Origin of the sequence: Mycobacterium sp. 1165196.3 (genome assembly GCF_001673415.1) — a bacterium.
Lineage (GTDB): Bacteria > Actinomycetota > Actinomycetes > Mycobacteriales > Mycobacteriaceae > Mycobacterium > Mycobacterium europaeum_A.
The window spans coordinates 1-14418 of the sequence record NZ_LZLU01000131.1 but is presented as its reverse complement, the minus strand read 5'-3'; the positions used below and the strand labels follow the sequence as shown (position 1 = coordinate 14418).

The window sequence follows — 14418 nt, the reverse complement described above, 5'->3', positions numbered from 1 at the left end:
GTGCCCCCGCTGCATCGTCGTCGGCGCGGTCACCACAGCCGCACCGCCAGGATCAGCGCGACCACCAGCACGGCGCCCGTCAGCATCGACAATGCGTAGTTGCGGGCGAAGCCGGTTTGCAGCCCCCGCAGCCGATTTGAGGTCGAACTCACCAGCGCCGCCAGCCCGTTGACCGAGCCGTCGACACCCGCGTTGTCCACGTCGACGAGCGCCTTGGTCAGTTGTGCGCCGGGGCGCATGAACACCTCTTCGTTGAAGGCATCGCCGTAGAAGTCGTTGCGGACCGCGGTGGTCAGGGCCGAGACCGAAAGCGGAGCCACCCGCGGGATCGGTGCCTTCGCATACAACCGATAGGCCACCGCGATGCCGATGATCACGACGCCCAGCGCCAGCGCGGAGCTGACCCAGACCGGGTATGCGTGGGTGACCTCCTCGTGCTTTCCGACGACCGGCTCGAGCCAGCGCTGCAGGGTGCCACCCACCGCCAGCAGGCCACCGGAGAACACCGAGCCGACGGCGAGCAGGATCATCGGCCACGTCATCAGGCCGGGCGCCTCATGGGGGTGGGCGCCCGGACCCCAGCGCTTCTTGCCGAAGAAGGTCATCAGCATCACGCGCGTCATGTAGAACGCGGTGACGCCGGCGCCCAGTAGCGCGGCGCCGCCCAGCACATACCCCTGCGTGCCACCGGAGGCCAGCGCCGCCTCGATGATGGCGTCCTTGGAGAAGTAGCCCGCGAAGGGCGGCACGCCGATGATCGCCAGGTAGCCCAGGCCGAAGGTGACGAACGTAATGGGCAGTGCCGCACGTAGACCGCCGTAGCGGCGCATGTCCTGTTCTTCGTGCATCGCGTGGATCACCGCGCCGGAGCCGAGGAACAAGCCGGCCTTGAAGAAGCCGTGGGTGAGCAGGTGCATGATCGCGAAGGCGTAGCCGGCCGGGCCGAGGCCGGCCGCCAGCACCATGTAGCCGATCTGGCTCATCGTCGACGCCGCCAGCGCCCGCTTGATGTCGTCCTTGACGCACCCGATGAACGCCCCGAGTAGCAGCGTGACCGCGCCCACGATGACCACGGCCAGTCGCGCATCGGGCGACAGGTTGTACAGCGGGTTGGACCGCACGATCAGATACACCCCGGCGGTCACCATGGTGGCGGCGTGGATCAGCGCGGAGACCGGGGTGGGACCCTCCATGGCGTCACCGAGCCAGGCCTGCAGCGGAACTTGGGCGGATTTGGCGCACGCGCCCAGCAGCAACAGCAATCCCATGGCGGTCAGCGCGCCCCGACTGGCCGCCGGTGCGCCGGCGAAGACCCCGGCGTAGGACAGCGTGCCGAAAGTGCTGAACATCAAGAACATTCCCAGGGCCAGCCCGGCGTCGCCGACCCGGTTCATCACGAACGCCTTCTTGGCGGCGGTGGCCGCCGTCGGCTTGTGATACCAGAACCCGATCAGCAGGTAGGAGGCCAGGCCGACGCCTTCCCAACCGACGTAGAGCACCACGTAGTTGTCTGCGACGACCAACAGCAGCATCGACGCCAGGAACAGGTTGAGGTAGCCGAAAAACCTGCGGCGGTCGATGTCTTCGGCCATGTAGGCCACCGAATAGATGTGGATCAATGACCCGACGCCGGAGATCAACAGAACGAAACACACCGACAGCTGGTCGATTTGGAGTCCGAGATCCACCTGGAGCTGCCCGACGGGGATCCAGCTGAACACCTTCTGGTGGATGACGCGGTCATCGGCGGCGCGGCCGAGCAGCTCGCTCAGCAGGCTCAGGCCCACCCCGAAGGCCGCGAGGGCGGTGGCGCAGCCCAGCCAATGCCCCCACCGGTCGGTGCGTCGCCCGCCGAAGAGCAGGATCGCGGCGCCCGCCAATGGCAGCGCCACCAGCAACCAGGTGTATTGAGTCATGTTGGCGTCTTCAGCCTTTGAGTAGATTCGCGTCGTCGACGGACGCCGATTTGCGGGTACGGAAGATGGTCATGATGATGGCCAGGCCGATGACCACTTCGCAGGCTGCGACCACCATCGTGAAGAACGCGATCATCTGCCCGTCCAGGTGGCCGTGCATCCGCGCGAACGTGACGAACGCGAGGTTGACCGCGTTGAGCATCAGCTCCACGCACATGAACATCACAATGGCGTTGCGGCGCAACAACACCCCGGAGGCGCCGATGGTGAACAGCAGCGCCGAAAGATATAGGTAATTGGCCGGATTCACGACGTACCGCCTTGGGAGAGACTCGGGCTCGGCTCGGTGGCCGGGGTCTTCTTGCCGTCGGCGCCGCGGCTTTGCAGTATCGGCGACACCGAAAGCTTCGAGTACGAGCCGTCCGGCAACAACGCGGCCACGTCCACCGCGTTGTGGCGGGCGTAGACGCCGGGGTTCGGCATCGGCGTGGGGTGTCCGCCCGGCCGGAAGCGTTCCTGGGAGAGCTCGCGCTGGGTCTTGCGGCGCTCGAAGCGTTCGCGGTGCGCCAGCACCATCGCCCCGACGGCCGCGGTGATCAGCAGCGCGCTGGTCAGCTCGAACGCCCACAGGTACCGCGAAAAGATCAGCGCCGCCAGCCCTTCCACGTTGCCGTTGGCGTTGGCGGTGGTCAGGCCGGCGAAACCGCCGGTGGCCACGTTGCCGATCACGGCGATGAGCAGGATGCCGAACCCGATACCGGCCGCCACCCCGGCGACGCGCTGACCCCTCAGCGTCTCCTGGAGCGATTCCGCGGAATCCACACCGATGAGCATCAGCACGAACAGGAACAGCATCATCACCGCGCCGGTGTAGACCACGACCTGCACCACACCCAAGAACAGCGCGTCCTGGATCATGTAGAAGATCGCCAGGATGATCATGGTCATCGCCAAGAACATCGCCGAATACACGGCGTTGACGGCGGTGACCACCCCGATCGCGCCGAGCACGGCCAGCACGCCCAGCACCCAGAAGGCGACCGCTTCGCCGGTGGAGGTTCGGACGATGGTGTCGTGGGCAAAACTGGACGCCACGACGACTGCGTGGCCGGTCAATCCGGTCACCGGGAGTCTCCGGCCTGCTCGATCTCTCGCAACCCGTGCGCGGTCACATTGCCCTGGTAGTAATCCTTGTCGGTGGCGCCGGCGGTCCTCGGGTGGGGCGGCGCGAGCATGTCCTGCAGCAGCGGCGCCAGCAGCCGGTCCTTCTCGTAGATCAGGTCGGCGCGGTTGTCGTCGGCCATCTCGTAGTCATTGGTCATCGTCAGCGCCCGGGTCGGGCAGGCCTCGATGCACAGGCCGCAGCCGATGCAGCGCAGATAGTTGATCTGGTAGACCCGGCCATAGCGTTCGCCGGGCGAATACCTGAGTTCCTCGGTGTTGTCCGCGCCCTCGACGTAGATCGCGTCGGCCGGGCAGGCCCAGGCGCACAGTTCGCACCCGATGCACTTCTCCAGCCCGTCGGGGTAGCGGTTGAGCTGGTGGCGGCCGTGATAGCGCGGCTTGACGGGGCCCGGTTTCTCCGGATACTCCTCGGTGACATTCTTTTTGAACATCGATCCGAACGTCACGCCGAATCCGGCCACGGCGTCCAAAAACTTAGCCACGTGCTTCCTCCTTGCTCGCAGCCGCCAAAGACTTCTGGGTTTTCGCCGGCAGCGGCGGTGTCGGGAATTCCGGCGCGGGGATCGCTGCGGCCGGGAGCTTCTTCGCCTCGCGGCGCAGCTGTTTCTCCAGCGCGCGAATACCCGGCGCGCTGAACGGCTTTCGCAGCAACAGCACGAGCGCCGTGGCGAACACGATGCTGCTGGCCACCAGTATCGGGGTCCAGTGCGCGTAGCCCTGGTTCTGCAGCGTGCGGATCACAGCGGCGATCAGCACCCAGACCAGCGAGGCCGGGATCAGCAGCTTCCAGCCCAGCCCCATGAACTGGTCGTAGCGCAGCCGGGGCAGCGAGGCCCGCAGCCAGAAGTAGACGAACAGGAAGGTCCACATCTTTGCGGTGAACCACAGCACCGGCCACCATCCGGTGTTGGCGCCCGCCCACATGTTCAGCGGCCACGGCGCGTGCCAGCCACCGAAGAACAGGACAGTGGCCAGCGACGAGACCGTCATCATGTTGACGTACTCGGCCAGCATGAACATCGCGAACTTCAGCGACGAGTATTCGGTGTGGAATCCCGCGACCAGCTCGCCCTCGGCCTCGGGCAAATCGAAAGGCGCCCGGTTGGTTTCACCGACCATCGAGATGAGGTAGATCACGAACGACGGCAGCAGCAGGAACACATACCAGACCCGGCCCTGCGCGGCGACGATCTGCGACGTCGACATAGAGCCCGCGTAGAGGAAGACCGCCGCGAACGACAGCCCCATCGCCACCTCGTAGGAGATCACCTGGGCGGTGGAGCGCACCCCGCCCAGCAGCGGGTAGGTGGACCCGGAAGCCCAACCGCCCAGGACGATTCCGTACACGCCGATCGCCGACAGGCCGAGGATGAACAGCACGGCGACCGGCAGGTCGGTCAGCTGCAGCGGCGTGCGGTGGCCGAACACCGACACCACCGGACCGAACGGGATGAACGCGAAGGCGGTGAACGCCGGGATCGTGGAGATGACCGGCGCCGCGAAGTAGACGAACTTGTCGACGCCACCCGGGGTGATGGTTTCCTTGAGCGCCAACTTGATTCCGTCGGCCAGGCTCTGCAGTACCCCCCACGGGCCCGCCCGGTTGGGGCCGGGCCGCAGCTGCATCCAGCCCAGGATCTTGCGTTCGAGCAGGATCGCCACCAGAACGTTCAGCATGAGGAACACGAAGATCGCCAATGCCTTGCCGAGCACCAACCACCAGGTGTCGTGCCCGAATGCGGTCAACCCGGTCATGAGCCCACTCCGATCTTGACTGTGCTGCCGACCGACACGCCGAGTCGGCGGTGCACCGCCGAGCCGGGCGAGTTCACCGGCAGCCACACCACCCGGTCGGGCATGTCGGTGATCACCAGCGGCAGGCTGATGGATCCGTGCGACGTGCTGACCGTGACCGCGTCGCCGTCGGCGGCGCCGATCTCGGCGGCCGTATCGGCCGACAGCCGGGCGAAGGGCTTGCGCGCGGTGCCCGCCAGATGCGGCTCGCCGTCCTGCATGCGGCCGTTGTCCAGCAACGCCCGCCAGCCGGCCAGTACCGCCTCGCCGGCGCCGGGCTGGGCGGGTTGCGGGGCGGCGACGTCCGGGTTCGCGGCACGCTTGCCGTCCCAATTCCGCAGCGCTGCAAGCTCTTCGCGGGCCGTCTCGACGCTGGACATCCCGAGGTAGACGCCCAGCTCGTCGGCCAGCGTGTCGAGCACCTGGTGGTCGGATTGCCTGGCGTCCTGAGTCGTCCGCAGCGCGGCCTCGAACGGCCGGAAGCGGCCCTCCCAGTTGACGAATGCGCCGGCCTTCTGCGTCACCGGCGCGACGGGGAAGACGACGTCGGCGCGTTCGGTGACGGCGCTGTGCCGCAGCTCCAGGCTGACGACGAAGCCGACACCGTCCAGCGCCGCCAGTACCGCGGCCGGATCGGCGAAGTCGTCGGGCTCGACACCGCCGACCAGCAGCGCGCCCAGCGTTCCGTCGGTGGCGGCGGTCAGGATCGCGTCGGCGTCACGCCCCCTGCCGGACGGCAATTCGGACACGTGCCATGCCTGGGCGATCTGCGCCCGGGCGGTCTCGTCGTCGACCGGGCGGCCTCCGGGCAGCAGCCCGGGCAGCGCACCGGCCTCCAGCGCGCCCCGCTCCCCGGCGCGCCGCGGCACCCAGGCCAGGCGGGCGCCGGTGGTGTCGGCGAGCCGGGCCGCGGCCGACAACCCGCCCGGCACCGAGGCAAGCCGTTCGCCGACCATGATGACCGCGCCCGGGGTGGAGAGCAGGTCGCCCACCTCGCCGGTGGCCAACCCGCCCAGCGCCGTAGCTTCGGCGCCCGGAACGGTTTTGATCAGCCGCCCGGACATCTTGGTCAGTGCGCGGGTGGCGAACGGCGCGATCGCGTAGACCGGCAACCCGTGCTTGCGGGCCGCCTTGCGCAACCGCAGGAACACGATGGGTGACTCGTCTTCGGGCTCGAAGCCGGCCAGCACGACGACCGGCGCCGATTCGAGATCGGCGTAGCTGACGGTGATCGGTTTGCCCGCGATCCGGGCGGCCAGGAAGTCGGCCTCCTCGGCCGAACTTGGGCGGGCGCGGAAGTCGATATCGTTGGTGTCCAACACGATTCGCGCGAACTTGGAGTAGGCGTAGGCGTCCTCCAAGGTTGCCCTGCCGCCGACGAGCACCCCCGTGCGGCCACGCGCGGCCTCGAGGCCCCTCGTCGCGACGGCGATCGCGTGCGACCACGAGGCCGGTTGCAGCGAACCGTCGGCGTCGCGGATCAGGGGAGTGGTGAGCACGTCGGGCTGGGTTGCGTAGGTGAACGCCCACCGGCCCTTGTCGCAGTTCCACTCCTCGTTGACTTCGGGATCGTCACCGGCCAGCCGGCGCAGCACCTTGCCGCGGCGGTGGTCGGTGCGCTGGGCGCATCCGGAAGCGCAGTGCTCGCAGACGCTGGGGCTGGACACCAAGTCGAAGGGCCGGGCCCGGAACCGATACGAGCTTCCGGTCAGCGCGCCCACCGGGCAGATTTGCACGGTGTTGCCCGAGAAGTAGGACTCGAACGGTTCGTTGGCGTAGATGCCGACCTGCTGCAGGGCGCCCCGTTCCTGCATGTCGATGAAGATGTCGCCGGCGATCTGCTCGGAGAACCGCGTGCAGCGCGCGCACAGGATGCAGCGCTCGCGGTCCAGCAGAACCTGCGAGGAGATGTTGATCGGCTTGGCGAAGGTGCGTTTGACGTCGGTGAAGCGAGAATCGCTGCGGCCGTTGGACATTGCCTGGTTCTGTAGCGGGCACTCGCCGCCCTTGTCGCACATCGGGCAGTCCAGCGGGTGGTTGATCAGCAGCAGCTCCATCACGCCGTGCTGGGCCTTGTCGGCGGCCTCCGACGTCAGCTGGGTGCGCACCACCATGTCGTCGGTGGCGACCGTGGTGCACGAGGCCATCGGCTTGCGCTGGCCCTCGACCTCGACCAGGCACTGCCGGCACGCGCCGACCGGTTCCAGCAGCGGGTGGTCGCAGAACCGCGGGATCTGGATGCCCATCAACTCGGCGGCCCGAATCACCAAAGTTCCCTTGGGGACGCTGATCTCGTTGCCGTCGATGGTCAGCGTCACCATGTCCGGCGGACGGACCTCGTCACCGGTCTCGGTCTTGGCCGCACTAGTCATGAGCGCCGCTCCTCTTCATCGCTTCGCTCTGCATCTGTCGCCGTCGCGGGTCATGAGCGCCGCTCCTCTTCATCGCTTCGCTCTGCATCGTCGCCATCGCGGGTCATGAGCGCCGCTCCTCTTCATCGCTTCGCTCTGCATCGTCGCCGTCGCGGATCATCCGGGCCTCAAGCCTTTCCGTTCGGCGTCAGCATGGAGTCTCGGGGGTCGAAGGGGCATCCGCCGCCCTCGACGTGCGCGACGTACTCGTCACGGAAGAACTTGATCGACGACATCACCGGGCTGGCGGCACCATCACCCAAGGCGCAGAACGACTTTCCGAGAATGGTGTCGGAGATGTCGAGCAGCTTGCCAATGTCGTCGCTGGTGCCCTTGCCGGTTTCCAGCCGCTCGTAGATCTGGTCCAGCCAGAACGTGCCCTCGCGGCACGGCGTGCATTTTCCGCAGGATTCGTGCTTGTAGAAGTACGTCCAGCGCCGCACGGCGCGAACCACGCAGGTGGTCTCGTCGAAGATCTCGAGCGCCTTGGTGCCCAGCATCGAGCCGACCCCGCCGACGCCCTCGTAGTCCAGCGGCACGTCGAGGTGCTCGTCGGTCAGCAGTGGGGTCGACGAGCCGCCGGGTGTCCAGAACTTCAGCCGGTGCCCGGCGCGCACGCCGCCGGCGTAGGCGAGCAACTCCCGCAACGTGATTCCCAGCGGGGCCTCGTACTGGCCGGGGCGGGTGACGTGACCGGACAGCGAATACAGCGTGAAGCCCGGGGATTTCTCGCTGCCCATCGAACGGAACCAGTCCACGCCGTTGCCGATGATCGGCGGCACGCTGGCGATGGTCTCGACGTTGTTGATCACGGTGGGGCAGCCGTACAGCCCGGCCACGGCGGGAAACGGCGGGCGCAGCCGCGGCTGGCCGCGACGGCCTTCCAGGGAGTCCAGCAGCGCGGTTTCCTCACCGCAGATGTAGGCGCCGGCGCCGGCGTGCACCACCAGTTCGAGGTCGAAGCCGGAGCCGTTGATGTCGCGGCCCAGGTAGCCCGCGGCGTAGGCCTCGGCCACCGCGTTCTGCAGGCGGCGCAGCACCGGCAGCACCTCCCCGCGCACGTAGATGAACGCGTGGCTGGCCCGGATCGCGTAGGCGGCGATGATGACACCCTCGACGAGGACGTGCGGTGTCGCCAGCATCAGCGGAATGTCTTTGCACGTCCCGGGTTCCGACTCGTCGGCGTTGACGACCAAGTAATGCGGTTTGGCCGCCGCCCCGGTGTCGCCCTGCGGGATGAACGACCACTTCGTGCCCGTCGAGAAGCCCGCGCCGCCGCGCCCGCGCAGCCCGGAGTCCTTTACCAGCCCGATCACCTCGTCGGGCTCCATCGCCAGGGCCTTCTTCATCGCCTCGTATCCACCGTGGCGGTGATAGGTCTGCAGGGTCCAGGACTCGGGATCGTCCCAGAAGCGGCTGATGACCGGAGTGAGCGGCGTCGCCTGCGAGGTGTCCGAAGTCGTTGTCATTGCTGGCCTTCCGGCGCGCCGGGCGCCTCCATGCCGAGTTCCTTGGCTATCTTCAGGCCGGCTAGGGTCGCGGCACCGGCGCCGCCCTGGCCTTGGTCGGGACGCTCGTCGGGTAGGCCGGCCAGGATGCGCGACGTTTCGCGGAAGACGCACAGCGGCGCTCCGCGAGTGGGCTGCTTGGGCTCGCCGGCGCGCAGCGAGTCGACGAGTTCGCGCGCCGAGTCCGGCGTCTGGTTGTCGAAGAATTCCCAGTTGACCATCACCACCGGCGCGTAATCGCAGGCGGCGTTGCACTCGATGTGTTGCAAGGTGACCGACCCGTCGGCGGTGGTCTCATCGTTGCCGACGCCCAGGTGTTCTTTCAGGGCGTCGAAGATGGCGTCGCCACCCATGATGGCGCACAACGTGTTTGTGCAGACACCGACGAGATAATCGCCGGTGGGACCCCGGCGATACATGGTGTAAAAGCTGGCCACCGCGGACACTTCCGCCCCCGTGAGACCCAGTTGCTCACCGCAGAACTCCAGCCCCGCCGGCGTCAGGTAGGAATCCTCCGCCTGCACCAGGTGCAGCAGCGGCAGCAGCGCCGAGCGCTTGTTGGGGTAGCGCCCCATGATCTCCTTGGCGTCGACCTCCAGCCGCGCCCGCACCTCGGGTGGATACGTCTTGGGCGCTCCCTCGACGACGAACGCGTTGGGCTCGTCGGGCGGTGGGCCGAGCCGGATGAAGACCGGCTGTCCCTGCGGCCCGGTCACCGATCCACCCCGCCCATGACCGGGTCGATGCTGGCGACCGCGGTGATCAGATCGGCGACCATACCGCCTTCGCACATCGCCGCCACCGATTGCAGATTGGTGAAGGAGGGGTCTCGATAGTGCACCCGATAGGGCCGGGTGCCGCCGTCACTGACCATGTGCACGCCCAGCTCCCCGCGCGGCGACTCGACTGCCGTGTAGACCTGGCCCGCGGGAACCCTGATGCCCTCGGTGACCAGTTTGAAGTGGTGGATCAGCGCTTCCATCGAGCCGCCCATGATCTTGGCGATGTGCTCCTGCGAGTTGCCCATGCCGTCGGGGCCCACCTTCAGGTCGGCCGGCCAGGCGATCTTGCGGTCCTCGACCATGGTCGGGCCGGGCTTCAGCTTGTCCAGACACTGCTCGACGATCTTGATCGACTCCCACATCTCGTTGACGCGAATCATGTAGCGCCCGTAAGCATCACACGTGTCTTCGGTGATCACGTCGAATTCGTAGTTTTCATATCCGCAGTACGGCTCGCTCTTGCGCAGATCGTGGGGCAGCCCGGTGGCACGCAGAATGGGTCCGGTGATGCCCAGCGCGATGCACCCGGTCAGATCCAAATAACCGACGTCCTGGGTGCGGGCCTTCCAGATGGCGTTCTCGTTGAGCAGACCGCTCATTTCGCGCAGCACCTGCTTGAGCCCCTTGAGGCCCTCGACGATCTCGGTCTCCGCGTTGGGCGGCAAGTCCTGTGCCACACCACCGGGCCGGACGTAGGCGCTGTTCATCCGCAGGCCGGTGATCGATTCGAACAGGGTCAGCACGATCTCGCGCCCCCGGAAGCCGACGAACATCGGGGTCATGGCACCCAGCTCCATGCCGCCGGTGGCCAAGGCCACCAGATGCGACGAGATCCGGTTGAGCTCCATCATCATCACCCGGATGACGTTGACCCGCTCCGGTATCTGGTCGGTGATGCCGAGCAGCTTCTCCACGCCCAGGCAGTAGGCCGTCTCGTTGAAAAACGGTGCGAGGTAATCCATCCGGGTCACGAACGTGACGCCTTGGGTCCAGTAGCGGTATTCGAGGTTCTTTTCGATGCCGGTGTGCAGATACCCGATGCCGCAACGGGCGTCGGTCACCGTCTCGCCCTCGATCTCGAGGATCAGCCGCAGCACCCCGTGGGTGGACGGATGCTGGGGGCCCATGTTGACGATGATGCGTTCGCCGGGGTCGGCGCCGCGGGCGGCTTCGACGACCTTGTCCCAGTCCTGACCGCCGGCGACCACGAACTTCTCGCCGGCGCCGTCGTGCGTCGCTTCGGTGGTAGTGCTCATCAGTTGTACGCTCTCCGCTCGTCGGGCGGGGGTATTTGTGCGCCTTTGTATTCGACGGGAATCCCGCCGAGGGGGTAGTCCTTGCGCTGGGGGTGTCCGTGCCAGTCGTCGGGCATCTCGATGCGGGTCAACGACGGATGTCCGTCGAAGATGATGCCGAAGAAGTCGTAGGTCTCCCGCTCGTGCCAGTCGGTGGTCGGATAGATCCCGAACAGCGAGGGGATATGCGGATCACTATCGGGCGCAGACACTTCCAGGCGGACACGCCGGTTGTGCGTGATCGACTGCAGCGGGTACACCGCGTGCAGTTCGCGACCCGTCTCGTGCGGGTAATGCACCCCGCTGACGCCCAGGCACATTTCGAAGCGCAGTTGGGGGTCGTCCCGCAGCCGATGAGCGACCTGCACCAGCGCGTCGCGGCGGACGTGCAGGGTGAGTTCGTCGCGGTACACCACGACTTTCTCGATGGCGTCGGTGAATTCGACGTTGTCCTGGTTCAACGCCGCGGCCAGGCCGTCGACCACCTCGTCGAAATAACCGCCGTAGGGCCGCGGGGTGCTGCCCGGCAGCACCACCTCGCGCACCAGCCGTCCGTAACCGGACGTGTCGCCCGTGCCCTTGGCGCCGAACATGCCGCGGCGCACGTCGATTACCTCTTCGTCGGCGCCGCTGATCGCTTGCTTGGGATCTTGGTCCGGCGTGCTCATCGCAGCAGTCCGCGCATCTCGATCGTGGGCCGCGCCGACAGCGCCGCCTGCTCGGCCTCGGCGATGGCGGTCTCCCGGTTGACGCCCAGCGGCATCTCCTGAATCTTCTCGTGCAGCTTCAGGATTGCGTACAGCAGCATCTCCGGTCGCGGTGGGCAGCCGGGCAGGTAGATGTCCACCGGAACGACGTGGTCGACGCCCTGCACCACCGCGTAGTTGTTGAACATTCCGCCGGACGACGCGCAGACGCCCATGGCCAGCACCCATTTCGGTTCAGCCATCTGGTCATAGATCTGCCGCAGGACGGGGGCCATCTTCTGGCTGACCCGCCCGGCGACGATCATCAGATCGGCCTGGCGTGGGGTGGCCGAGAAGCGCTCCATGCCGAACCGGGCGATGTCGAATCGTGGCCCGGCCGTTGCCATCATCTCGATGGCGCAGCAGGCCAACCCGAATGTCGCCGGCCACAGTGAGTTCTTGCGGACGTAGCCCGCAACCTTCTCGACTGTGGACAGCAGGATCCCGCCGGGCAGCTGTTCCTCAAGACCCACGTCTTACCTCAATCCCACGTCAGGCCGCCGCGGCGCCACACGTAGGCGTAGGCCACGAAAACCGTCAGCATGAAAATCACCATTTCGACCAGAGCGAAAGTGCCCAGCGCGTCATAGCTGACAGCCCAGGGATACAGGAACACGATTTCGATGTCGAAGACGATGAAGAGCATCGCGGTGAGGTAGTACTTCACCGGAAAGCGCTGCCCGGCCGTCGCATGCGGGCCGCTCACCGATGTCTCGGTGGGTTCGATTCCACACTCGTAGGCCGACATCTTCGACTTGTTGAACCGTGACGGGCCGGCCAGGCTCGCGATCGCCACCGAGCCCACGGCAAAGGCGGTGGCGATGGCGCCTAGCACCAGGATGGGTATGTAGACGTTCAACTCGCTCCATGATCCGTCGTACGAGCCGCCTGCAGCGGCCAGGCGGTAACCGGGCTGCTGTGACGAACTGGGTCGCAAGCCCGCCACAGTGATTTACAACATAGCGTCGCGGCGTGCAGTGCGCTTGTCCGGGGTGGGCATTTTGCAGTATTGGCGGTGCCACGCAGCGCTGTGCTGCGCAAACTCGATAGCCGGTGAAACCAACGCCCGTCGCCGGACGCGATCCGCCACATCGGCTAGGCGGGGAGCACCAGCAAAGGCGCTGCTGCGCCGATTGCTGCGGCGCTAAAGATCAACGGCGTCGCCAGGGCGGACAGGCCCGCATTCGGTGGCGCGAAAACAGTGGTCGCAGCAAAGCCGCGACGCGGACTGGAGTCAGCTAACCGGTGCCCGCAGCAGGTTGAGCACCGTGCGTCCCAGCACGATCGGGTCGATGGGGTGGGGCACCGCGCCCTCGGCGCGCGACCAGGAGGCCAACCACGCGTCGTCGGGCCGCCCGGTCAGCACGACCAGGGGCGGGCAGTTCTCGAGTTCGTCTTTGAGCTGCTTTGCGATTCCCATCCCGCCGGTCGGAGTGGCCTCGCCGTCCAGGATGGCCAAGTCGATGCCGCCCTTGTCCATCGTCGCCACCACCATCGGCCCGGTCGCCACCTCGACATAGCTGAGCTCGGGCAGATCGGGGTGCAGCTGCTTGCCCAGCGCCCGCATCACCCGTTCGCGGGTTTGGACGTTGCTGCTGTAGACGAGGATCCGCAGGGCGACGCTGGACTGGGGGGTGGAGTCGGGCACGGTGCAGATGCTACTGGTGTCGCACCCGGTTGGGCGGGAGTGCCCGCAGAAATCCTTTACTGCGATGCCCGCACGAAGATGGCGTCCGCGGCGACGGTTGCCGTGGAGCTCATCATGCCGAGGCGGTTCCAACCCAGGTCGAACCGGTCGCGATCGAGCTTGGTTTCGCCGGTGATTCGGATCGAGCCGTCCTCCAGCTCGGAGATCGTGACCGGCAGCGTCACCTCCTCGGTGACGCCCTTGATGGTGAAGGTCGCCCGAAGGTCGGCGGCCTTGCCCTTCGTCGGGTGCACCGCGGTCACCACGACGCTGATCTCAGCGAAGCGGTCGACGTCGAAGAAGTCGGCCGAGCGCAGGTGTGTGTCTCGACGGCCGATGCCGGTGTCCAGTGAGGCGGTCCGGATGTCGACGCGGCCGAAAACCGCTCCGTTGCCGCTCAGTTGGCCGTCGCCGGTGAAGTCGGTGAAGCGGCCCTTGACGTTCAGCAGGCCCCACATGTTGCGGATCTTGAACGTGATGGCCGAGCGATCCCGCACCAGGTTCCACGCGCCGGCCATGTCGGGATCGTGAAGCAGTGTCTCCAAAGTCGTCATCGTCACCCCAAGTGTCGTCACCCGCAAGTGTCGTGGCGAATCTAGCGCTAGTTCAGCAACGGCGCGATCCCTGCGGGATCGAAATATTCGTCGATGCGCTCGATCAGGCCGTCGGTGCCCACCCTGATCACGATGCAGACCCGCAGCGAGATCGACTGTCCGGCATGCCCGCTTCCAGCGCCGAGACGGTCATCGATGCGGCCAACCGCCTGTTCACGGCGATCGAACGCGGCGACGTCGACGCGGTCGACGCGATGTGGAGCGACGACATCGCGGTATGGCGCGTCGGCTCGCGCCGCGGCCCACTCACAGCGGACGACAAGGCCCGCGCGATGCGGGTCATCGAGTGGTTCATCGGCGCCACCACGCAGCGTCGCTACGAAATCCTCGACCGGCAGGTCTTCGCGGATTCTTCGCAGGGATCCGCGCGGGGCTTCGTCCAGCAGCACATCTTGCACGCCACCGGGCATGCCGGACAGTCGATCTCGCTGCGGGTCTGCATCGTGATCAGGGTGGGCACCGACGGCCTGATCGAGCGCA

General features: G+C 66.8%; 15 protein-coding genes and 1 pseudogene. 1 reads left to right on the top strand and 15 read right to left on the bottom strand.

Going from position 1 to position 14418, the window contains the following annotated elements; all coding sequences use genetic code 11:
* Positions 1-29: 29 nt before the first annotated feature.
* The 15 genes and pseudogenes from nuoL to A5659_RS28540 form a co-directional block, all read right to left on the bottom strand.
* The gene (nuoL, locus tag A5659_RS14175) at positions 30-1916 is read right to left on the bottom strand and encodes an NADH-quinone oxidoreductase subunit L (protein WP_067181910.1); all 1887 of its coding nucleotides are present in this window, start codon (positions 1914-1916) and stop codon (positions 30-32) included.
* Between the two features lie 10 nt (positions 1917-1926).
* Positions 1927-2226: an NADH-quinone oxidoreductase subunit NuoK gene (gene nuoK / locus A5659_RS14170; protein ID WP_007772892.1), complete on the bottom strand. Its 300-nt coding sequence runs from the start codon at positions 2224-2226 to the stop codon at positions 1927-1929.
* On the bottom strand, positions 2223-3011 hold the full coding sequence (locus tag A5659_RS14165; protein ID WP_197498013.1) for an NADH-quinone oxidoreductase subunit J: 789 nt from the start codon (positions 3009-3011) through the stop codon (positions 2223-2225). Before A5659_RS14165 ends, nuoK begins: the two co-directional genes overlap by 4 nt.
* Before the next feature lie 26 nt (positions 3012-3037).
* Entirely contained in the window at positions 3038-3583 is a 546-nt protein-coding gene (gene nuoI / locus A5659_RS14160; protein ID WP_066870854.1) for an NADH-quinone oxidoreductase subunit NuoI, read from the bottom strand.
* Positions 3576-4847, bottom strand: coding sequence for an NADH-quinone oxidoreductase subunit NuoH (gene nuoH / locus A5659_RS14155; protein ID WP_067181963.1), 1272 nt, complete (start codon positions 4845-4847; stop codon positions 3576-3578). Before nuoH ends, nuoI begins: the two co-directional genes overlap by 8 nt.
* Before the next feature lie 5 nt (positions 4848-4852).
* Positions 4853-7267: an NADH-quinone oxidoreductase subunit G gene (locus A5659_RS14150; RefSeq protein WP_067181904.1), complete on the bottom strand. Its 2415-nt coding sequence runs from the start codon at positions 7265-7267 to the stop codon at positions 4853-4855.
* A gap of 167 nt (positions 7268-7434) precedes the next feature.
* The gene (nuoF, locus tag A5659_RS14145; RefSeq protein WP_066877908.1) at positions 7435-8775 is read right to left on the bottom strand and encodes an NADH-quinone oxidoreductase subunit NuoF; all 1341 of its coding nucleotides are present in this window, start codon (positions 8773-8775) and stop codon (positions 7435-7437) included.
* A complete protein-coding gene (nuoE, locus tag A5659_RS14140) occupies positions 8772-9530 on the bottom strand; it encodes an NADH-quinone oxidoreductase subunit NuoE (RefSeq protein WP_067181901.1) in 759 nt (252 codons plus the stop codon). Before nuoE ends, nuoF begins: the two co-directional genes overlap by 4 nt.
* Complete coding sequence (gene nuoD, locus A5659_RS14135) at positions 9527-10852, bottom strand: NADH dehydrogenase (quinone) subunit D (protein ID WP_066870839.1); 1326 nt, start codon at positions 10850-10852, stop codon at positions 9527-9529. The genes nuoE and nuoD overlap by 4 nt, the downstream gene beginning before the upstream one ends.
* The gene (locus A5659_RS14130) at positions 10852-11559 is read right to left on the bottom strand and encodes an NADH-quinone oxidoreductase subunit C (RefSeq protein ID WP_067181898.1); all 708 of its coding nucleotides are present in this window, start codon (positions 11557-11559) and stop codon (positions 10852-10854) included. Before A5659_RS14130 ends, nuoD begins: the two co-directional genes overlap by 1 nt.
* The gene (locus tag A5659_RS14125) at positions 11556-12110 is read right to left on the bottom strand and encodes an NADH-quinone oxidoreductase subunit B family protein (RefSeq protein ID WP_007772881.1); all 555 of its coding nucleotides are present in this window, start codon (positions 12108-12110) and stop codon (positions 11556-11558) included. Before A5659_RS14125 ends, A5659_RS14130 begins: the two co-directional genes overlap by 4 nt.
* 8 nt (positions 12111-12118) lie before the next feature.
* Complete coding sequence (locus tag A5659_RS14120) at positions 12119-12496, bottom strand: NADH-quinone oxidoreductase subunit A (protein WP_007772880.1); 378 nt, start codon at positions 12494-12496, stop codon at positions 12119-12121.
* Between the two features lie 375 nt (positions 12497-12871).
* Positions 12872-13285, bottom strand: coding sequence for a response regulator (locus A5659_RS14115; protein ID WP_066870833.1), 414 nt, complete (start codon positions 13283-13285; stop codon positions 12872-12874).
* 56 nt (positions 13286-13341) lie between these two features.
* A complete protein-coding gene (locus A5659_RS14110; RefSeq protein ID WP_066871177.1) occupies positions 13342-13878 on the bottom strand; it encodes a YceI family protein in 537 nt (178 codons plus the stop codon).
* Positions 13879-13925: 47 nt separating this feature from the next.
* Positions 13926-14048, bottom strand: a pseudogene (locus A5659_RS28540) (DUF4440 domain-containing protein); the annotation flags it as partial.
* On the opposite strand from A5659_RS28540, the gene A5659_RS14100 reads away from it, so the two are divergent.
* On the top strand, positions 14043-14418 hold a 376-nt coding region (locus A5659_RS14100), incomplete at its 3' end, for a nuclear transport factor 2 family protein (RefSeq protein ID WP_067178911.1). The pseudogene A5659_RS28540 and the gene A5659_RS14100 sit on opposite strands and share 6 nt — an antisense overlap.